Source organism: Celeribacter halophilus (assembly GCF_018860305.1).
GTDB lineage: Bacteria > Pseudomonadota > Alphaproteobacteria > Rhodobacterales > Rhodobacteraceae > Celeribacter > Celeribacter halophilus_A.
On the sequence record NZ_JAHKPE010000013.1, the window covers coordinates 34,323 to 54,992 of the forward strand.

The window sequence follows — 20,670 nt, forward strand, 5'->3', positions numbered from 1 at the left end:
GGATGATCCCGATGAAGAATGTAACGCTTTTGGCCACGGGAGGCACGATCGCCTCCGCGAAAAACGCGAATGCCAGCGCGGTGACGGCGGGGATCAGTGGTGAGGACCTCCTCGCCAGTCTCCACGAGGCGCCAGAGGGCATCTCGGTTCGTGTCGAGAATTTCGAGGCAGCAGGCAGCTATGCGCTTGATCTGGAAACGATCCACCGTCTTTGCGCACGTATTGACGTAGTTCTGGCCGATCCTGCTGTGGATGGGGTGGTTGTCACTCACGGAACGGATACGATGGAAGAAAGCGCCTTTCTCGCTTGGTGTCTTGTGGCCTCCGACAAACCTGTTGTCTTTACGGGGGCACAGCGTCACGCGGGGCAGACCGACACGGACGGGCCGCGCAATATTGCTGATGCTTTACGTGTTGCGGCCAGTCCCGCGCTGCATGGCGTGGGGGCGGTGATCCTGTTTGAGGGAGATATTCACGGTGCCCGCTATGTGACCAAAGCCCATACCGCGCGCGTCGACACATTCCGTTCGGTCGGGCAGGGAAAACTCGGCGAGGTCGATATGGGGCGGGTATATCTCTACCAGAAGCCCGCACAACCGCGTCCAGCCATTTCCGCCAGCCGTATTGACCCCGATGTCGAGTTGATCGCGCTCGGCCTTGGTTCGTCCCCGCGCGTAATGAAAGTCGCTGCAGCGCAGGGGGCAAGTGGCATAGTCTTGTCCGCCTTCGGTCGGGGTAATGCACCAAAAGGTTTCGCCAGTGAGGTTAAGACTTTGGTCGCGCAGGGCATCCCTGTGATTGTGGCCTCCCGTTGCCACGAAGGGCGAACCCATGCGATTTATGGCAATGACAGCGGTGGGGTGACACTCGTCGATGCAGGCGCCTGTCTTGCGGGAGACTTGAGCGCAATTAAGGCCCGTCTTCTGCTTGCGGTTTTGTTAGGAGCGGGGTGTGGTATGGATGAAATCGCACATTATTTCAGTTACCATTGAAAGCCGGGCGTGGCGAGCGAACAGGACGCGAGAAAGAATTTTCGAACTGTTTGGCGATTTGCGGAACCTCAATGTGTGTATTTGCGCAATTGTGCGGAGCGACATTCAAGTAATGGTTCGTGGATATGTCTCAAATTTCATGAACCACAGGCGGCGTGTCGCAGACCTTTTGGGCGATGTCGACGACGTGGCGGTGGTGGGTCAGGTAGATGGCTTGTCCACGGCGCCCAATGGTTTCCATGACGCGGCAGGCGGCGCTGGTGCGGGTTTCGTCGAAGGTTTCGAAGATATCGTCGCAGAAGAATGGCAGGCAGGTGCCTTGGGCGACAAGCTGTTCATGGGCGGCGGCGCGTAGGGCCAGATAGAGCTGGAAGCGTGTGCCTTTCGACATCTCGCTGGCGCGTTTGCTGGTGCCGTCAGCGGTCACGGCCATGAGCACTTCGGCATCGCGGTCGGGCTGTGTGCTCAGCGTCGGATAGGCACCGCGGGTCAGGTCGGAAAAACAGCGTTCCGTTGCGGCCATCATGCCGCTGCGGTGGCTGTCGCGATAGCGGCGGATGGCGTCTGAAGCCAGATAATGCCCCAGTGAAAGTTCGAGATGGGCGCGGGCGGCCTCTTCGAGTTCCAGTTCCAGCGTGGCTTTCTTTTCCTCCAGCGTGGCGATGTCGGCATCTCCCGTGACCTGTTTGAGCGCCTCGGCGGCGGTGCTGCGGCGCTCGATGGCCTGTGTCAGCGCCTCTTCCGCGTGGGCCAGATCGGCTTGATTGCTCTCCGTCGCGGCGTCCAGTTCTGCAAGAGACAGGTTGGCAAGACGCGCGCGGGCCGTATCCATGTCCTGCACATCCAGCTCGGCCATCACCGTCTGGCGCAGCCTCGCCAGTTCCTCGCGCTCGGCGATGACCTGCGCGGCCTGTTGTACCCGCTGGCGCAGTGCGTCGATATCGGTCAGGGCGTCGGGATCAGGGAAGGCGGCGGCGATGGTGGCAACCTCTTGGTCGATCTCGCGCAGCCGGTCCGTGTTGGCGGACAGTTGAGCCTGCGCGCGCGTGATGGCATCAGAGAGGTCTTTGGCCTTCTCATGCGCTGTGCGGGCCTGTTCGCAGAGGTCTCTCAGCGCGGTATAGGTCTCGGCGGCGCTGTCGCGGAGCTCCAGCCCCTGCGCCTCGGCCAGACGTGTGACTTCTTGGGCAAAGCGGGTCTGGTCGGCTTCCATCGCTTCCACCCGCCGCAGGGCCGTTGCGCGGGCCTTTTCCTGTTCGCGCAAGTCCCGCAGTGGGGCAAGTGAGGCCATCACCGTGTCGGGCTGGACTTGATCCCCCAAGAGCGCCGCAATCAGCGCCTGCCAGTTTTGCAGCGCTTTGGCTTCGGCGGATTGCGCGGCTTGATGTTTCGTTTTGCGCTTGTCGAGATCGTGCTGCGCCTGTGCGAGGTGCTCTCTGGCCTTGGCGACAGTTTCGGCCTGATGCCGCTCGGCTTCCGCGATTTGTCGCGCGGCCACCATGGCCTCGTCCAGATCAACAGGGTCAAAGGGCAGGACGGGGGCCAAGGCGGCGCACAGGCGCTCGGCGCGTTCAAGCGTGCTGCGGTTGGCCTCTTGTGTGGTGCGGAGGGCTTCGGCGTCCTCCTCGGCGGTGGCATGGCGGCTCACCCAATCCAGCCATTCGGCAGGCGTCAGCGGCGTGGGCAGTCCCGCTTGCTCTGCCATTGCTGTCACGCTGGCCTCAAGGGCTGCGCATTCGGCTTGCAGCTCTTTCAAACGCGCCTCGGCGTGTTCGGCGCGGGTGTGTGCCTCTGCCTTGTCCTGTTCGATCTGGCGCAGTTGGCCAAGCTCGCTGGCATGGGCCACGCGGGTTTTCATCGCGGTGTCATGTTGGAGCAGGGCCTCGCGGAAGGTGCGTGCGCTGTCCTCATCCAGTGTGTTCAAATGCTCGGCCCAACGCGCTTCGCGGGCGGCAAAGAGGGTCTCTTCCTCACGGTCGGAGGTGACAGTGCCGCTTGCGGTCAGGGCTTCGGCACGGGCGGTCAGGGCTGCCAGCGTTTCGTGATGTTCCGCGCATTTTTCGCGGGCGTCCTGTATGGCGCGGGTGAGCTTATTGTGGCGCTCGGCCCAAGCCTGCGCCTGCGCGTGCGTGCCGGGGCAGGGCGGCAGGGTTTCGAATGTGACCGCACCCATTCGTAGCGCAGAGAGGGATTTGCGCGCTCGGGCCTCCGCGGCGTGAATGGCTTGCAAGGCGGAGGCATGGGCGGGGGCAAGGCGGTCCACGTCGAAACGGGCGAGGAGGTCGGTGACGCGCGGCGCATCAAGCGGGGCGTCTGCGGTCTTGTGCGCGGTCTCGATGGTAGCCTCGGTCGCGGCTTTGGTGGCGACCAGCGCCTCTTTTGCCGCGTCGTATTTTACCGTGAGATCGTCCAGTTCGCGCGCCTCATTGAGGGCCGATCTGCGGGCGTCAATGAGGGCGTCCCGTGCCTGTTCTAGCTGCGCAATTTCGACCTGCGACAGGGCGAGGCTCTGCGGGTCCACATCTTTCGCCGCGCCCAAGTCCTGCGCTGCACGGTTCATGGCCGCCTCTGCCGCGCGGAGTTCGCCTTTCCGGCGGGTCAGGTCCAGCTGTGCGCCTCTGTCGCGGATGCTGAGGTCTTGGAGCGCGTCGAGATCTTCGGCCAGTTCGAGACGTTCGGGGTCAACCGTGATCTCGGCTATTTGCGTCTCAAGTGCGGCGATCTCTTTGGTGAGGCGTTCGATATTGGCGGTGGCCGTGCCATGATCGGTGCGCAGCGCTATTAGCCGTTCGGGATCGAAATCAAGCCGAACCGGTGTGTCCGGATGGGCGTTGATACGGGCCTCCAGTGCGCTGATCTCCGCCATAAGGGGCAGGGCGCGTCTTTGGCCCTCGATCCGTGCCTTGGTGGCAAAGAGCGCGTTGCGGGTGACGCGCGCTTCTTCCTCGGCGTGCTGCGCCTGAGACAGCGTGTGTTTCAGCCCTTTCCATGCGCTGGCGGAAACATCGCTTTCCCGTATCTCGCTTTCAATTGTGGCGAGTTCACGCTTCAGTTCGGCAATGCGCGTGGTCCGGCCACGTTTCTTCCAGAGTGTGTCGGCCCGCTCGCGCACGCCATCAAGCACCCCGCTGAGATCGGCCACGCCGGCTGCGGCCGAAAACAGCAGCCGTCCAATGTCGCCTTGTGCATTGGCGATCTCTTCGCCGCCGCGCTCGATGGTTTCGTCGTCAAGGCATAGCAGTTGACGGTAGTCCTCTTCGGAAAGCCCCGCCAGATGGGCCGATAGTGCGGTTTCCGGCAAGACCGTGCCGGTCTCGTCAACAAGCGCGCCGCTGCGTTTGGGCAGGCGGGTGAAGCGCCGCACCGTGCCGTCGATCTCCAGCGTGGCAGAGACCTGAAGGTTGTTGCGCGGATGTTTGAACGCATAGCCCTCGCGCATCGGGAAGCCATAGAACAGCCGGAGCGCGGCCTCCATCGTGGTGGTTTTCCCGGCCTCGTTCGGCCCGTAGATGATGTGGAAATCAGGACGGTCTCCACCCGCGCCGAGACCTGTGCCGAAGTCAAAGCTGCGGTCGGTGAAATGTCCGAAACGGTCAAGGTCGAGGCGCTGGAGTCTCATGTGTTTTCCACCCCTTTCATCAAGGCCAGAACACGGTTGACGCCGCCTTGGGCCAGCTCTTGTGTGAGGGCATCCCGCGCGGCCTCATCCGGCATGAGCCGCGCGCGCAGGGCAGGGGGCAGGTCTTGCAAGACGGCGGTGACTTCCTCTTGGGCGATGGAGGTAAAGCCGGGTTCTGTGCTGATGGCTTGCATCGTGGCGGATAGCTCGCCCACGGCGCCGGTGGTCTCTGCGGCACTGGTGGTGGCGGTCTCATGGGGCGCAATATCGAGCATCAGCTTGTCGAGCCAGAGATCCCCCGCCGCACGCATCATGTCGCAGAGTTGTTCGGTCCAGACATCGCGATCACGCAGGATTTGCCAGTAGCGTCTGGACTGCCCCGTCAGCGTCAGGCGCACCACGCCGGTGGGGGCGGAAATGCTTTGGCGAAGCTCGGACAGATGCGCTCGCAACATCCTGCGCAGCGCGTCGTCATCCTCGGTACCTGTGATGTCCAGCGTGCTGTTCTGAAATTCCACCACAGAGGTCGGCACTTCCGCCACGGTGATCCCGCCGCGCTCAATCGTCAGAAGGCTTGCGGATTTCGGCCCGGCCTCGCCAATGTCGCGCCCCTGCGGAATGCCGGGCATGACGACCCAAGGGGCCTCGCTATGCACCTGACGTTTGTGGATATGCCCGAGCGCCCAATAGTCAAACCCCATCGCGCACAGATCCGCCACGCGACAGGGCGCGTAGACGTCATGACCCTCGGCACCGGCCAGAGAACTGTGCAGCATGGCAATATTCACCGCCCCCGCCACGGGGGGCTGGAAGCGCGGCAGCAGGCTGTCCGGGGCGTGTTTCTGGGCAAAGCTGACGCCGTGGACCCAGACCTCGTCTGTTACCTGAACCTTTCCGCCGCGGGCGTCGAAGACATGCACATTGTCGGGCAGGTCAAGCGACCCTGTGATCGGGTTTTCGGCATCGTGGTTGCCCTTGATGTAAAACACCTTGATCCCCGCCGCGCGGAGCCGGTCCAACTCGCCGGTCAGATAGGCGCCGGTCCGTGCGCTGCGTTCCCTGCCATCAAAGAGATCCCCCGCAATCAGCACCGCGCTGACCTGTTCGGAGAGGGCGACATCGACAAGGCGGCTGAAGGCCTTGCGCGACGCTGCCATCACCGTCTCCCTCAGCTCCGCATCGCGCAGGGCCAGAGAGCGCAACGGTGAATCGAGGTGGATGTCAGCGGTGTGGAGAATTTTAATCACTGGAAATGCCGGAGGTAATGGTTTGACTATATGTCTCGGCTCACAATGAAAGCGCCGATCTCTTCTAACGTAAAGTGTGTATCAGCGGGAATTGCTCCTGTCACGCTCTTGCATTTGTCTCCGATGCCGAGATTTCTGTGTCACACGGTGGCGCGGGCGCGCATCAATCTTTGGTGGTGATGATGGTCGTCGTAAACACAGGTATTATTTTTTGAAATCAGAACGATGAGGGGCGAAATCTGCACGATATGAAGCAGTTTCGGACAGTAGTCATAGCTCATAGAGGTTTCAACGGTGCTGATGAATGCACGCGATATTGCAGCAAAATGTGGTCCAGTTCATTTCCGTAAATCTGAACTCTAACCATCATCCATCAAGACGTCCGCCAGCCATGTCGCCACATTGAGAACTTCTGCATCCTGCCCGATAGGGCCAACGACCTGTATCCCAAGTGGGCGCTGGTCTGATGTTTTGAGGCCGGGGACATTGACGCAGGGTGCGCCCAAAAGAGTCCACAAGCGGTTAAATACGGGCGATCCGGTCCCTGTCTCATAGGCGGGAGCGGCGCCGGGCGCGGACGGGGTGATGAAAATGGGTGTGTTGCCCAAATCAGCTTCAAAGCGCGCCTTCAATGTGGAGATCATCACGCGATCATCATTGTGGGGTGTGCTTGTTCGGGTTTGTCCGTTGGCAAGCATATCGCGCAAAGCGGGGCTTAGGAGGTCGCGGTGGGCTTGCCATTCATAGGCCAAGGCCTGAAATGCTTCTTGCGCCATAATCATGGGATGTGCTTGCACAGCGCCTGCATAAGGCGGGGGGAGAACAATGTCTCGGGTGGAGGTCTTGGTTTGAAGTCGGGCGCACAGGCGATCCCATGCGCTTTGCATCTCCGGTTCGATTTCATTCCAGACAGGAGATTGGCACAGGCCCAACACGGAGGGGGCCGAGACGTTCTGCGTGGCTTGCAAAAAGGGCTGGCCCGTTACGGCTTCCACCAACAGGGCTGCGTCAGAGACGCTGCGGGCGAAGACGCCAATGGTATCAAAACTGCGAGACAGCCCTTTGACGCCGGACGTATCAATAAGGTTGAAACTGGGTTTATAGCCCACAACGCCACAATAGGCGGCTGGACGGATGACAGAGCCTGCCGTTTGTGATCCGAATGCCAATGGCACCATCCCTGCGGCGACGGCGGCGGCCGATCCGCTGGAGGAGCCTCCGGGTGTGTGTGCCAAAGATGTCGGGTTGCGGGTCGGAGCGGGTTTGTATGTGGCAAATTCGGTGGTCTCAGTTTTGCCCATGACATATGCGCCCGCAAGTCGGGCCAAGGCCACAACAGAGGCATCCACGCTCGACATATAATCTGCATAGATCGGAGAGCCACAGCTGCGCGGCATGGATTTAACATGAAAGAGGTCTTTCACGCCCAGAGGCAAGCCGCGCAATGCGCCCGTTCTTTGGGCCTGCGCAAGCTCGCGTCTGGCGGTGCTCGGATCAAGATGGCTCCATGCACGCACATCGGATTCAGTTTGTGCGCAACGGTCCAAAAGGGCGTCCAGATAGGCTTCCGGCGTCAACGTTCCGGCATCAAATGCTGCGAGGGCTTCAAGCGCGGTTTGAGGAGTGTCGGTCATGATGTTGCGTCCGAGGTGTTCCAACGTCGTATGAGTTCGACGTAAATCCCAACCGAGTCTTGCAGCTTTTTGACTTCACAATACTCATCGGTCATATGCGCCACGGTCGGCTCTCCTGGTCCCAAAACAACCGTTGGCACGGTGTCGAAAGCAGGAGTGAAAATGGAAGCGTCGGTGAAATAGCTGACGCATCCAGGCGTGTGTGTGTCTCCGGTCACTTTCGCAACCGTTTTGCAGACCTGCCCGAGCCAAGGGTGTTCGGGGTCGGTCCACACGGATGGCAGATCAATGATGGGTTCGATACGACCATCAGATCCTAGAAGAGCCGTCAACGCTGCGCGCAGGTCTTCGTGTTTTTGTCCGCTCACGCTGCGAATATCCACTCCGATCTCGGCGCGGTCCGGCACGGAATTCAGGTTCAGCCCACCAGAGATTGTCCCGATATTCAATGTCGGTGCGCCCATGTCGGGGTGGGAAGGAACTTGAAAATCGAAGGCAACGAGTTTCTGGATGACACGAGCGGCGGCGACGACGGCATTCACGCCTTGTTCAGGCATGGACCCATGCGCGGTTTTGCCTTCGGTAATCACGCGCAGCCACAAGGCCCCTTTGTGTCCGGCAAGCGGTCGGTTTGAAGTGGGTTCCGCCACAACTAATGCGCCGGGAACATGGGGCACACCTTGCGCGACCATGGCCTTGGCGCCATCGGAGCCGGTTTCTTCGCCCGCTGTGATCAACAGAACAACACCGGGGCCGTTTCGCAATATGTCGGCCTCTTTCAGACAGGCGACAACAAAGGCTGCCACGCCGCCTTTCATATCGGTTGTGCCACGACCATAGAGACGCCCGCCCTCAATAATGCCGGCAAAGGGGTCATGCTGCCAATCCTGTGCCCCCAAAGGCACTGTGTCTAGGTGGCCGGTGAAGCCCAAAGGTGCGCCGGAACCATCTCCAAGATATGCGATCAAATTGGCGCGGCCCTCACCCATGTCGGTTAGTGACGTTTCAAATCCTGCCGTCGCAAGAAGTGTCTGAAGTTCCTGAGCGCAAGCGCGTTCGTTTCCGGGCGGGTTGACCGTGTCGAATTGAACCAGTCGTCGGGTCAATTCAATAACATCCATATTATGTTGCTGTTCGCCGACCTTATCCGAAATAGGCTGCATAAACTTCCTCGTCTTCCTTTAGTGCATCAGCCGTGCCCTGAGCGACCACACGGCCACCCGACAAAACGTACCCATAATCCGCAATTGCAAGTGTTTGGCGCACGTTTTGCTCCACCAGAAACACTGTGATGCCGCTGTTGCGGATTCCTTCAATGATCTTGAAGTTTTCTTTGACATAAAGCGGGGACAGACCCAGAGACGGCTCGTCGATCAACAGGATACGCGGCCCTCCCATCAAGCCACGGCCAATCGACACCATGGCTTGCTCCCCTCCGGACATCGTGCCGGCAAGCTGGTCACGCCGTTCCGCCAGTCGTGGGAATGTGGTGAACACAGTATCCAGTCGCTCGCGAATGAGGCTTTCGTCCGTGACCTGAAACGCGCCGAGACGAAGGTTCTCGGTCACGGTGAGTTTTGGAAACATTTTCCGGCCTTCGGGGATACATGCGATCCCTTCCGCGACGACTTTGTGGGTTGCGGTGCCTGTGATGTCTTTGTCGCCTACGAGGATACGACCGGATCGTGGAGGTGTCAGCCCGAGGATGGAGCGGATCAATGTCGACTTGCCAGCTCCGTTCGAGCCGAGCAAGCAGGTGATTTTTCCGGAGAACACCTCAAGCGAGACATCCATGAGGACATCCGCTTTGTCATAGGCGGTGAAGACATTTTCAATTTTGATAGAGCTCATTGTATCAATCCATCCCCAGATAGGCGCTTTGGACTTCCGGATCGGCGGCGATATGCGCATAGCTGCCTTCACTGATCTTCCGGCCATAGCTGAGCACGACGCATTGGTCGCACAAACGCTCGATCACGCCCATTTCATGTTCAATAATGATGATCGACAGCCCCCCCATGCGGTCACGCACGGCCAGAATATCATCCATCATCTGGGCGGTTTCGTCATGTGTCATCCCTGCTGAAGGTTCGTCCAGCAACAGTAATTTGGGTTTGGAGATCAATGCACGGCAAATTTCGATCCGGCGGCGCTCGATCATGGGCAGAGAGCCGACAGGGTCGAACATCCGACCGGCCAGATCTTCGGAAAAGCCTGCCACGAGGTCCCGCGCTTGCGTGTAAAACTCTTCGATTTGACCACGAAGGGCACGACGCTGGAACAGGTTGAACCAGAGGCCGGTGTTCAGCCGTGCGTGGTTGCCGATCATGATGTTGTCAAAGATCGACAAAGGCAGGCACAGGCGCGAGCGTTGGAATGTCCTTGCAATGCCGGCCTCATACACCTTGCGCGCACTCATGCCGGTAATGTCGGCCCCGTCAAAATGCACTTCCCCCTGACTTGGGGCATAGATGCCGGTTATCAGGTTGAAGCTGGTGGTTTTGCCGGACCCGTTCGGGCCGATCAGCCCGATGATTTCGCCGCGTTTGACTTGCATGTCGAACCCGTCGAGAGCGCGGACACCCCCGAAATTTTTGCCAAGGTTCTTAAATTCGAGAAGCACTTCGCTCATTGTTCAGGCCTCCAGTTCGGAAAGTAGCTGCGGACTTTTCGGGGCATCAAACCTTCTGGCCGGAAGAGAAGCATGAGGATCACAACGACGGAGAAGAGCAAGAAGCGATACTCCTGAAGGATTTGCAGTTTCTCGGGCAAAAGAACGACGATGACGGCTGCGAGGGCTGTCCCCCAAAGGCTTCCCAATCCGCCGAGAAGAACGATTGCGACCATCAAGAGACTGTCGGAAAAGCTGAAGCTGTTGGGGGCAATGAAGCTGATCATCATGCCGTAAAGTGCGCCGGCTACACCGATGAGAATATTGCCGAATGTAAACGCCAGCACTTTGGCGCGAACCACGTTCAAGCCAAAGCAGGCAGATGCGGTTTCATCCAGACGGACGCTGTCGAGAGTGAGGCCAATCCAGGAGCGCTCAAGCCGTTGCACGAACATGAACGCAAGCGCGGCCAGTCCGGCGCCGAGAAGGGCGTAGTTAACGTAGAAGGACAGTTCCATGCCCATTAGTAAAGGGCTTGAGTTGAAGTCCCAGCCAAAGGTTTTCATGGAGCCGACCATCAAGCCTTGCGGGCCGCCAAGCACGTCATTGACCTCGAGAAATGTCTTGAACATGACGCTGAACGCGATGGTCACCACGGCTGAATAGTGACCGGCAGTGCGCACAACGGGCACGATCAACAAACATCCGATCAAGGCGGAGAAGACGCCGCCTGCGACCAGAATGAGGATGGGGGGCAGGGCGCTGTGATTGGTTAGAACCGCAGCGGTATAGGCGCCGACGCCGAAGAAGGAGGCACCCGCGAAATTGACCATGCCGGTCAAGCCAAATTGTGCGTTCAACCCGAAGGCTACAGTCATGTAGAGCAGCGTCGTGGTCAGCATCAACAGCGGGAAATGCTCTCCGCCCAGCAGAAAAATCACACAGACCAAAGCCAGAAGAATAGCGATATTCATGCTGCGTCCATGATTGCGCATGGCCGCAGACATGCTCTTGTTCAGACCGGTTTTACCTACTCCGAACCCCGCAACAGCCGCGAGTGCGACCATGCCGAGCACGGCGATTTCAGAGTCGGCCAACAGGAATTGCCACCCGAAGAGTGCGATGACGGCGATGACGATGAGACCAACGGCCAAATGCGGGAGGCCCATCCAGCTTGTGTCAGGTATTGTTTTGTTTTGCATGTCAAAAGCCCTCAAACTCGGTCGCTGCTGCGTTCAGCAATCAGTCCGGTTGGTTTCCAGGCCATCAGCGCAATGACCACACCAAAGGCGAAGACGTCCTTGTATGCACTGGCAAAAGGCAATGCGACGGCGCCAATGGTTTGCAGCCCTGCGAAGAGGAAGCCCCCTAAAATCGCACCGTAGATATTGCCCAGACCACCGATGATGGCGGCGCAAAACCCGATGAGCCCCAACAACAGGCCCATGCCGAAATTGACCTCATTGTAGTAAAGGCCATTCATGATCCCGGCAAAAGCCGCCGCACCCGAGCCGATTGCAAAGGTGACCAGCACAATCATCGTGTAATTGATGCCCATGATTTTTGCGGTCTCTTCATCCTGTGCAACAGCACGGATTGCGAGGCCCAAACGGGTCCGGTTGATCACCAGATTCAATCCGATAATCACGGCAATGCCTGCGGCAACAAGGATGACACTGTCGGCGCGTAGAGCAAAACCACCCAAGTCGACCGAAGCTGTAGGCAACAGGGCAGGGAAGGCTTTGGGGTTGGACCCGTCGGGGTAGAACAACCGCACAGCCTCGCGAATGGCTGTTCCGAGCATGAGGGTGATGAGAAGAATGTTGAGGGGCGGAGCCGATTTTAACGGCAACACCAAGTAACGTGCGATGATCGCGCCAAGAGCCGCGGTGGTGATAATGGACACCACCAGAATTGCAGCAATCATGACCCAAGGGTTTTCGATCCCGAGAGACAAGAGACCGATATAAACTGTAAACCCCGTGAACGAGCCCAGCATAAGGACATCGCCGTGGGAAAATTTAATCACATCAAGCACACCGAAAAACAGTGTGAAACCGACAGCCACGAGGGCGTACATTGTTCCTAACATGACACCGTTGGCCAAATATTGACCAAAGAGACCGATATCCATCGGTGTACCTCCAACAAGAGAAGAGGGCAGGATGCAATGTGCAGCCCGCCCCGATAAGTTCCTATGAATTACTTGCCTGTCAGTGTGCGCGTGCCATCGGCATATGCGCTATCTGACCAGACAACCCATTCACCATCTTGAGCGACATATGGCGTAATCAACGCAACGGTGTTCTGGCCGTGTTCGTCAAATGTGACAGGTCCGGTGATGGAGGCGTGTTCCTGAACATCGGCAAGATATTCGGTCACCTTTTTACGATCGGCACCGACTTCTTCAATTGCATCCATGAGCAGGTTCATAGCCGCAAAGGAGAAAGGACCGTAGGCTTCGAATGACTCGCCATATCCTTCTTTTTCATATTCGGCCATGAAGTATTCGCCGCCCGGAAGTTTTTCGGCAGGTGCGCCTTCGAGGAAGGTGACGGTGCCTTCGGCCAGATCGCCACTCAAACCGGTAAAGTAGGATTCGGATTTGAGGCCGGACGCACCTTGGAATTGAGCGTCGATGCCCAGTTTGTCCATTTGTTGACGAATGCGAACGGCGAGAGGGGTCAGGCCACCGAAGTAAACCACTTCGGGGTTCATCTGTTTGATTTTGGTGAGCTCGGCCGTGAAATCCTGTTGATCCGAAGTCACACCGAATGTGCCAAGGATCTCGCCACCGTTTTCTGCCAGATATTTGGAGAAATATTCGTTGTGACCTTTGCCATAGTCCGTTGTGTCATGAATGATGGCCCAGGTTTTATATCCTTGATCTGTCATGAACTTGGCAGCCGCTTCGTTCTGGTTGATCATGGTCCCGTTGATACGATGCACTTCGGTATAGTCGTTCCCGTAGGTAATATCAGGCAGCACAGCCCCCCACACAATCACAGGCAAGTTGAACTTGTGATAGATATCAACGGCGCCCATGGCGACAGAAGAACAATAATGTGTGACAGCGCCTAGAACATCGCGGCTTGCGGCGAGCTTTGTGGCGACTTGCACGCCGACGTTGGGTTTGCATTCATCATCCAGAACTTCCAACTCATATTCGTATTTGGCATCTGGGTCTTGATTGCGCAGCGCGACAGCAAGTTCGGCAGAGTTGCGGCCGCCAAGTCCAATGCTGGAGACCCCGCCGGTGAGCGGCCCGATGAAGCCGACTTTGACGGTGTCCTTGGCCAGTGCCCCGCTTGCGAAGCTTAGGGAAAGAGAGGCTGCAAGCGCAGCGGAGATGAGTGTGCGCCGGTTTCCGGAGTGTGTCATGACAGTTTTCCCACTTTTCATTCAATAAGGTTGCAGTAGGCTAAAAGATGCCAACTGATACGTTTCATGTGTCTGTATGGAGGAAAATTTGAACCACATTCAAATTAATTGGGAAATTTCCAATTAATTTAGAAAATTTTTTATTTTGGTGAAAGTTTGGGCAATTATTCACCCTTGTGACATTCAAATGCTCGTTGGAGAAGAATGACTTTATGCCGGATTGCAAACCGCCCCATATTGCTCATACAGAAAACCAAGAAACCGCTGAAGATCGAAGGCCCGCCATGGAAAACTCGGATCAAGGACAAATGCCGATTCAGGACCTCGGGGCACGGTTGCGTGCAGAGCGTCAAAATAAAGGCCTTACGCTCAAACAGCTGGCCGACCGGGCTGGCTGTTCGCTTTCCATGCTCTCAAAAATCGAAACAGAACAGGCATCTCCGTCTCTTAAAACACTGCATCAAATTACAGCGGCTCTGGGCACGTCTATTTTACAACTGTTCAGGGAGGCCGGCGGTCAGGATGTCAGCCTCTACCGCCATGGAGAACGGCCATCGGTCATGGTGAGGCGACAAAGTGATCAACCGGCTATCTACATTGAGCGCCTCTCCCCGACTTATGCGGGCACAATGCTTGATGCGAATATTCACACTCTCGAACCCGGAGCGGACAGTGGCGGAGACATTCGTCACGATGGAGAAGAAATCGGGTATGTTCTCGAAGGCGCGGCTGAACTTTGCGTGAATGGTGAGGTTATTCCGTTGGTGCAGGGCGACTCTTTCTACTTCGCTTCTGCGCTTCCACATCGGTACCGGAATACTTTCGACGGCACGACCCGCATTTTATGGGTGAATACTCCGCCAACTTTTTAGGTCAGGCCTCATAGCCAGAAATCACTCATCTCATCGCTCCATTCGGAGCCGCAGTGATTCAGAACTCCCGACCACAATTAATGGGTCCAGTCCTTGGCACATCCGCAGGAATGCGAAGGTCGAGACACCATTTTTTTCGTGGGACGAGATGGGGCATAGCGAAAGCCATGTGTCACACCTTTGTGTAACACATCAACCCCAGTAAAGGCCTGTTTTCTCTGAAGTATTTGAGAAATAAGGGAAATTGATGGTGCTGCTGGAGAGAATTGAACTCTCGACCTCTCCCTTACCAAGGGAGTGCTCTACCTCTGAGCTACAGCAGCGCCGGTTGCATTGGTGTGTCACCGTTGCTGTGGGCGGCTAATTAGACGTGATCGGTCGGGGGCGCAAGCGGATTTTCGAGAAAATTTTGCATCTGGGCAAAGTTTCTTTCTGTCGCCCTGTTTCGAAGCGGGCTGGTGCGGGTCTTGGCCGGTGCGCGGTGGCGCGGGGAAACCCTAGTGTGCCATGCCTCTAAGGCTGGACGGGGGGCGGTGCTTTGGCTACATGGGGAGCCATGAGAGACAAGACTGATCCCAAACGGAAACCCGGAAAACCGGAGAATGCCCGCGAAGACAGGCTAAAGGCGGCTCTGAAGGCCAATCTTCAGCGACGCAAGGCACAGGCGCGTGCGCGAAAAGCAATCGACAAGACCGATAAAGACGAGTGAGGCAAGGGCATGGATTCAATTCTGGTGCGGGGCAATGGGCCTCTGAGTGGCGATATCGAGATTGCCGGAGCGAAAAACGCCTGTCTGGCTTTGATGCCGGCGACGTTGTTGTCTGATGAGCCGCTGACGCTCACCAACGCACCGCGCCTGTCGGATATCAAGACAATGACCGCGCTTCTGGCCTCTTTGGGGGCGGAGGTGTCCTCTTTGCAGGAGGGCAAGGTGCAGGCCATGTCGTGTCATGGCGAAATCAATCCGGTGGCCGACTACGAAATCGTGCGCAAGATGCGGGCCTCGAACCTTGTGCTCGGGCCTTTGCTGGCGCGTCTGGGGCATGCGGTTGTGTCGCTGCCCGGTGGTTGTGCCATTGGCGCGCGTCCGATGGATTTGCACACCACGGCTCTGGAGGCGCTTGGGGCGCAGATCGAGTTGAAAGACGGCTATCTGCACGCGAAGGTCGCGGGCGGGCGTCTGAAAGGCGCGGTCCACAAGATGCGCTTCCCCTCTGTGGGCGCGACAGAGAACTTCCTGATGGCGGCCTCGCTGGCCAAGGGCACCTCCGTGCTGGAAAACGCTGCGCGCGAGCCGGAGATTGTCGATCTTGCTGATTGCCTCAATAAAATGGGCGCGCAGATCGAAGGGGCAGGGACCTCGCGGATCGAAATTCAGGGGGTGGACCGGCTGAACGGCGCGACCCATCCCGTTGTCACCGACCGGATCGAACTGGGCACATTCATGCTGGCCCCTGCGATCTGTGGTGGCGAAGTCACCTGTCTGGGCGGCAAGCTGTCCTTGGTGGAGAGTTTCGTGGCCAAGCTCGAACAGGCTGGTGTCTCGGTCGAAGAGAACGAGCGCGGCCTCACCGTGTCACGCAAGAACGGACGGGTGCAGGCGGTCGATGTGACCACCGAACCGTTCCCCGGATTCCCGACCGATTTGCAGGCACAGATGATGGCGCTTCTCTGTACGGCGGAGGGCACATCTGTGCTGGAAGAAACGATTTTCGAAAACCGCTTCATGCACGCGCCGGAACTCATCCGTATGGGCGCGAATATCGAAGTGCATGGCGGACATGCCACGGTGCATGGTGTCGAGAAACTCAAAGGTGCGCCGGTGATGGCCACAGATTTGCGCGCCTCCGTGTCGCTTATTCTTGCGGGGCTGGCCGCTGAAGGGGAAACCGTGGTCTCGCGGGTCTATCACCTTGATCGCGGTTACGAGTTTATCGAGCGCAAACTGTCCGGCATCGGGGCGCAGGTCGAAAGGATCAAAAGCTGATGGTCGAAGATGCAAAATTCGAAGATGGCGGTGAACGTCCGCTGTTTCTCAAGGGGCTGGACGCGGATGACCTGAAGGTGATCTCGGCGCTGGCTCAGGACGCGGTCGTGCCGATGGGAGAAATTTCCTATGACGCCAGCCGCCGCCGCTTCGCGCTTCTGGTCAACCGCTTCCGCTGGGAAGATGTCGAAGCCGCCGAGAAGCGGGGACGACCGGTTGAACGTGTGCAAGCCGTGCTGGTCTTTGACGATGTGATGGCGGCGCGGTCTTCGGGCGTGCCTGCGGATGACAAGGAGATGATCCTGTCGATTCTCGCGTTGTCCTTCATCCCTGCCGAGGACGGCATGGGCACGGTGGAGATTACGCTGGCCGGAGACGGAGAGATCGCTCTTGATGTCGAGGCGCTGGACGTGACGCTCAAAGACGTGACGCGGCCCTATGTGGCTCCGTCCAAACATATTCCAACGCACGACGACTGAGGCCTGAGCGCTTGTCCGGTGCCCGTGGGCGCTGTATGGCGAAAGGATCAAGGAGACCGATATGCCCCATTTCCTGTCCACAACGGATACCGATTTCGAGACCCGCTTTGCCGCGCTTTTGACCATGAAGCGCGAGGATAGTCCGGATGTGGACGAGGCCGTGGCGGGGATCATCGCGGATGTGCGCCGCCGTGGCGATGCGGCCGTGCTGGAACTGACCGCGAAATTCGACCGGCTGGAGCTGACTGCGGAGGGCTTGCGGTTTTCCGAAGGTGAGATCGAATCCTTGTGTGCGCAAGTGTCTGCGGCGGATCGCGAGGCGCTGGAACTCGCCGCCCAACGCATCCGCGCCTATCACGTGCGCCAGATGCCCGATAACCAGATGTGGACCGATCCCGACGGGGCCACGCTGGGCTGGCGCTGGACGGCTGTGTCTGCGGCGGGGCTTTATGTGCCGGGCGGGCTGGCCTCTTACCCGTCGTCGGTCCTGATGAATGCCATTCCGGCCAAGGTCGCGGGCGTCGAGCGTCTGGCGATCTGTGTGCCGACACCGGACGGGGTGGCCAATCCTCTGGTGCTCATGGCCGCGCGGATTGCGGGCGTGGACGAGATTTACCGCATCGGCGGCGCGCAGGCGATTGCCGCACTGGCCTACGGGACAGAGACGGTTGCGCCTGTGGACAAGATCACCGGACCGGGCAATGCCTTTGTCGCCGCTGCCAAGCGTCGCGTATTCGGTAAGGTGGGGATCGACATGATTGCGGGCCCGTCGGAAATTCTGGTGATTGCCGACAAGCACAATGATCCCGACTGGATTGCTGTGGATTTGATGTCTCAGGCCGAACATGACGAGAGCGCCCAGTCGATTCTCATCACCGATGATGCGGAGTTCGGGGCCGCCGTGGCGCAGGCCGTCGAGAAACGGCTGGAGACGCTGGAGCGCCGTGCGATTGCGGGCAAAAGCTGGGCTGACTTCGGCGTTGTCGTCACCGTGCGCGATCTTGACGAGGCGGCGATGCTGTCGGACCGGTTCGCGCCGGAACACCTTGAGCTGTGTGTCGAGGATCCGGATGCGATTTCCGCAAAAATCCATCACGCGGGGGCGATTTTCCTCGGTGCATGGACGCCGGAGGCCATCGGGGACTATGTCGGCGGCCCGAACCATGTTCTGCCCACGGCGCGCTCGGCACGGTTTTCGTCGGGACTGTCCGTTTTGGACTTTCTCAAACGCACAACACTTGCCAAGATGTCTCCCGAGGCGCTCAAGGCCATCGGTCCGGCGGCGGAGCGTCTGGCGACCTCGGAAAGCCTCGAAGCGCACGGGCTGTCCGTGCGGGCGCGGCTGGATCGTCTGAACGCAGGTGCGGATGGGGAGTGTGATGAGTAAACTGATCTCTGTCGAGATTGACGACACGGGGCTGGCCCCGCCGACCCCCGAGATCGAACAGGAGCGCAAAGTCGCGATTTTCGATCTTCTGGAAGACAATTCCTTTTCCTTGCCCGCACGGGAGGATCGCACGGTGCCGGAGGGGCCGTTCAAGCTGGGTCTGGCGATCCGCGAACGGCGGCTGGTGTTTGATCTGACCTCCGAGACGGGAGAGAAAGCGGCGGAGTTCCACCTTTCCCTCGGGCCGTTCCGGCAGGTCGTGAAAGACTATTTCCAGATTTGTGAAAGCTATTTCGATGCGGTCAAGAAAATGCCGCCCAGCCAGATTGAAGCCATTGATATGGCGCGGCGCGGTATTCACAACGAAGGTGCGCGGGTCTTGCAGGAACGTCTCGAAGGCAAGGCGGATGTGGACATCGACACGGCGCGGCGTCTGTTTACCCTGATATGCGTGTTGCACTGGAGGTAAATGCGTGGCGGCAGATCTCCCTCATTCGGTTCTGTTCTGCTGCGACCATAACGCGGTGCGCTCGCCCATGGCCGAAGGGTTGATGAAAAAGTTCTACGGCTGCGAGGTCTATGTGCAATCCGCAGGCGTGCGCTCCGATCTCGATGTGGACGGGTTTGCCGTTGCGGTCTGTGACGAGATGGGGGTCGAATTGCATCGCCATCGCGCCCGTTCCTTTGAAGACCTCAAGGATTGGGGCGATGATATTTCTTCTTATGATCTGATCGTTGCGCTCTCGCCGGCCTCGCAACGTCAGGCGCTCGAACTCACCCGTTATTATCATCTTGATGTGGAATACTGGCAGATCATGGACCCGACGGGGATCGGGGAGAGCCGTGAGGCCAAGCTCGACGCCTATCGTCAGGCGCGCGACCAGATCATCACGCGGATGCAGGCCCGTTTCGGACCGCCGCGTGAGGATTGATGTATGAAGACTGACTTATGAAGGCGGACCTATGGCGGTGACCTTTCGCACGCTCCGCGGCTCCGAGATCGAAGCGGCGCTCGACGATCTGGCCCGTTTGCGTATTTCGGTGTTTCGGGACTGGCCCTATCTCTATGACGGCTCGCTGGACTATGAGCGCGATTATATGGCCAGCTATATCGGGAATGCGCGTGCGGTTCTGATCGCTGCATTCGATGGCGCAACTCTTGTCGGTGCGGCCACTGGATCGCCCTTGGCCGATCACGCGGAAGATTTCGCCGTAGCCTTCTCCGGCAGCGACCTGCCGCTGGAGCGCATATTCTATTGTGCGGAATCCGTGCTCTTGCCGGAATATCGCGGCCAAGGCGCGGGACATGCGTTTTTTGACGGGCGCGAAGCCCATGCCCGCGCTCTGGGATTGGGCTATTCGGCCTTTTGCTCCGTGATCCGTCCTGAAAATCACCCCTTGCGTCCCGAAGCCGCACGCAGTCATGATGTATTCTGGCGCAAACGCGGTTACCGGCCCCTTGAGGGCGTTGTGGCGCGGTTTGCGTGGAAAGACGTGGATGAGGCGGAAATCTCTGACAAGTCCTTACAATTCTGGGGAAAACCACTGTGAAACTGATTGCTTTTTCGTGGCAGCCCGATTGGGCGCAAACACCGGACCACTGGTTGGAACGCTATCGTGCGGCCCTGTCTGTCGCGGAAGCGGATCGGGACTCTCTGGTGGTATTCCCCGAATATGCCGCTTTGGAGGCGGCTTTATATGGTGATGTAAATTTGGATGCGCGCGGCTGGATGACACGCGGTGCGGATCATTTCGAGAGTTATTGCGATGGCATCCGCACGCTGGTGGCGGAAACCGGTGCGACGATTCTGGGCGGGTCCGGTTTTGCCCGCGTCGGAGACAGCATCATCAACCGCGCCCTCTTTTGCGCGCCCGAAGGCGAGGGCTATATCAACAAGCGCACGCCCACGCTCTATGAACGCGACATTGACCTGTCGGCTGGGGAGGCCTCACCGCTCTTCGAGACTCGGTTCGGAAAGGTCGCGGGGCTGATCTGTTACGACAGCGAGTTTCCCCGCCTGTCGCGCCATTATGCCGAAGCGGGGGCGGACATCCTTCTGGTGCCGTCCTGCACGGATACAGAACACGGCGCGATGCGGGTGGAGATCGCCTGCCGCGCCCGTGCGCTTGAGGGGCAGATGATCGTCGCCATGGCCCCGCTTGTCGGCGAAGTGCCAGACTGTGAGGTGATCGATGTGAATTTCGGTCAGGCCGCGATTTTCGGCCCGCCGGACGGGGCCTTCCCCGCCACAGGCATTCTGGCCACCGGGACGAAACATTTCCAGAGCACCGCCACGCTCGAAACATTGGGCGAGTCGGTCGCCGAAGCCCGAAAAGGGGGGGCTGTGAGCGTAAAAACCCACTGGCCGGAGAGCGAAACGCCCCAGAAAGCGGTCAAAACGCTGAATTTGCGCTAAATGATCCTTGAATCTGCACCGTGAAAAGCGCATTTACTAGCGCG

At 58.7% G+C, this 20,670-nt stretch carries 19 protein-coding genes and 1 tRNA gene; 10 read left to right on the forward strand and 10 right to left on the reverse strand.

All coding sequences use genetic code 11. The features are described 5' to 3' along the window. Positions 1 to 11: 11 nt before the first annotated feature. Positions 12 to 992, forward strand: coding sequence for an asparaginase (locus KO492_RS01840; RefSeq protein ID WP_216043408.1), 981 nt, complete (start codon positions 12 to 14; stop codon positions 990 to 992). Positions 993 to 1,122: 130 nt separating this feature from the next. Here the strand turns inward: KO492_RS01840 and KO492_RS01845 are convergent, their stop codons facing one another. From KO492_RS01845 to KO492_RS01885, 9 genes are all read right to left on the reverse strand, one after another. Beyond that, on the reverse strand, positions 1,123 to 4,611 hold the full coding sequence (locus KO492_RS01845; protein WP_216043409.1) for an ATP-binding protein: 3,489 nt from the start codon (positions 4,609 to 4,611) through the stop codon (positions 1,123 to 1,125). Continuing rightward, positions 4,608 to 5,858 carry a metallophosphoesterase family protein gene (locus KO492_RS01850; RefSeq protein WP_216043410.1) on the reverse strand — a complete coding sequence of 417 codons (1,251 nt, stop codon included), beginning with the start codon at positions 5,856 to 5,858 and terminating at the stop codon, positions 4,608 to 4,610. The genes KO492_RS01845 and KO492_RS01850 overlap by 4 nt, the downstream gene beginning before the upstream one ends. Positions 5,859 to 6,217: 359 nt before the next feature. Further along, the gene (locus tag KO492_RS01855; protein ID WP_216043411.1) at positions 6,218 to 7,492 is read right to left on the reverse strand and encodes an amidase; all 1,275 of its coding nucleotides are present in this window, start codon (positions 7,490 to 7,492) and stop codon (positions 6,218 to 6,220) included. Further along, complete coding sequence (locus KO492_RS01860; protein WP_216043412.1) at positions 7,489 to 8,613, reverse strand: M20 family metallopeptidase; 1,125 nt, start codon at positions 8,611 to 8,613, stop codon at positions 7,489 to 7,491. The genes KO492_RS01855 and KO492_RS01860 overlap by 4 nt, the downstream gene beginning before the upstream one ends. 22 nt (positions 8,614 to 8,635) lie before the next feature. Then, the gene (locus KO492_RS01865) at positions 8,636 to 9,343 is read right to left on the reverse strand and encodes an ABC transporter ATP-binding protein (protein ID WP_216043413.1); all 708 of its coding nucleotides are present in this window, start codon (positions 9,341 to 9,343) and stop codon (positions 8,636 to 8,638) included. Positions 9,344 to 9,347: 4 nt separating this feature from the next. Then, positions 9,348 to 10,124: an ABC transporter ATP-binding protein gene (locus tag KO492_RS01870; protein ID WP_216043414.1), complete on the reverse strand. Its 777-nt coding sequence runs from the start codon at positions 10,122 to 10,124 to the stop codon at positions 9,348 to 9,350. After that, entirely contained in the window at positions 10,121 to 11,305 is a 1,185-nt protein-coding gene (locus tag KO492_RS01875) for a branched-chain amino acid ABC transporter permease (protein ID WP_216043415.1), read from the reverse strand. The genes KO492_RS01870 and KO492_RS01875 overlap by 4 nt, the downstream gene beginning before the upstream one ends. An 11-nt stretch (positions 11,306 to 11,316) precedes the next feature. Continuing rightward, positions 11,317 to 12,237 (reverse strand): branched-chain amino acid ABC transporter permease, encoded by a 921-nt coding sequence (locus KO492_RS01880; RefSeq protein ID WP_066605771.1) that lies wholly within the window; start codon positions 12,235 to 12,237, stop codon positions 11,317 to 11,319. A 68-nt stretch (positions 12,238 to 12,305) separates the two neighbouring features. Next, positions 12,306 to 13,484, reverse strand: a complete 1,179-nt coding sequence (locus tag KO492_RS01885) for a branched-chain amino acid ABC transporter substrate-binding protein (RefSeq protein WP_216043416.1) — start codon at positions 13,482 to 13,484, stop codon at positions 12,306 to 12,308. A gap of 212 nt (positions 13,485 to 13,696) precedes the next feature. Between KO492_RS01885 and KO492_RS01890 the strand changes: the two genes are divergently transcribed. After that, positions 13,697 to 14,356: a cupin domain-containing protein gene (locus tag KO492_RS01890; protein ID WP_216043417.1), complete on the forward strand. Its 660-nt coding sequence runs from the start codon at positions 13,697 to 13,699 to the stop codon at positions 14,354 to 14,356. 248 nt (positions 14,357 to 14,604) lie between these two features. On the opposite strand, the gene KO492_RS01895 is transcribed toward KO492_RS01890, so the two are convergent. After that, a tRNA-Thr gene (locus KO492_RS01895) sits at positions 14,605 to 14,679 on the reverse strand. Between the two features lie 233 nt (positions 14,680 to 14,912). On the opposite strand from KO492_RS01895, the gene KO492_RS01900 reads away from it, so the two are divergent. The 8 genes from KO492_RS01900 to KO492_RS01935 all read left to right on the forward strand — a co-directional run bounded on the left by KO492_RS01900 (position 14,913) and on the right by KO492_RS01935 (position 20,626). After that, positions 14,913 to 15,065: a hypothetical protein gene (locus KO492_RS01900; protein WP_216043418.1), complete on the forward strand. Its 153-nt coding sequence runs from the start codon at positions 14,913 to 14,915 to the stop codon at positions 15,063 to 15,065. 9 nt (positions 15,066 to 15,074) lie between these two features. Continuing rightward, a complete protein-coding gene (murA, locus tag KO492_RS01905) occupies positions 15,075 to 16,343 on the forward strand; it encodes a UDP-N-acetylglucosamine 1-carboxyvinyltransferase (RefSeq protein ID WP_216043419.1) in 1,269 nt (422 codons plus the stop codon). Continuing rightward, the gene (locus KO492_RS01910; RefSeq protein ID WP_216043420.1) at positions 16,343 to 16,822 is read left to right on the forward strand and encodes a DUF2948 family protein; all 480 of its coding nucleotides are present in this window, start codon (positions 16,343 to 16,345) and stop codon (positions 16,820 to 16,822) included. The genes murA and KO492_RS01910 overlap by 1 nt, the downstream gene beginning before the upstream one ends. A 61-nt stretch (positions 16,823 to 16,883) precedes the next feature. After that, positions 16,884 to 18,209: a histidinol dehydrogenase gene (gene hisD, locus KO492_RS01915; RefSeq protein WP_216043421.1), complete on the forward strand. Its 1,326-nt coding sequence runs from the start codon at positions 16,884 to 16,886 to the stop codon at positions 18,207 to 18,209. Next, complete coding sequence (locus KO492_RS01920; RefSeq protein ID WP_066605804.1) at positions 18,202 to 18,678, forward strand: UPF0262 family protein; 477 nt, start codon at positions 18,202 to 18,204, stop codon at positions 18,676 to 18,678. The genes hisD and KO492_RS01920 overlap by 8 nt, the downstream gene beginning before the upstream one ends. A gap of 4 nt (positions 18,679 to 18,682) precedes the next feature. Beyond that, positions 18,683 to 19,141, forward strand: a complete 459-nt coding sequence (locus KO492_RS01925; protein WP_216043422.1) for a low molecular weight phosphatase family protein — start codon at positions 18,683 to 18,685, stop codon at positions 19,139 to 19,141. A gap of 31 nt (positions 19,142 to 19,172) precedes the next feature. Then, a complete protein-coding gene (locus KO492_RS01930) occupies positions 19,173 to 19,760 on the forward strand; it encodes a GNAT family N-acetyltransferase (protein WP_216043423.1) in 588 nt (195 codons plus the stop codon). Further along, positions 19,757 to 20,626, forward strand: a complete 870-nt coding sequence (locus tag KO492_RS01935) for a nitrilase-related carbon-nitrogen hydrolase (RefSeq protein ID WP_216043424.1) — start codon at positions 19,757 to 19,759, stop codon at positions 20,624 to 20,626. The genes KO492_RS01930 and KO492_RS01935 overlap by 4 nt, the downstream gene beginning before the upstream one ends. Positions 20,627 to 20,670: the final 44 nt, after the last annotated feature.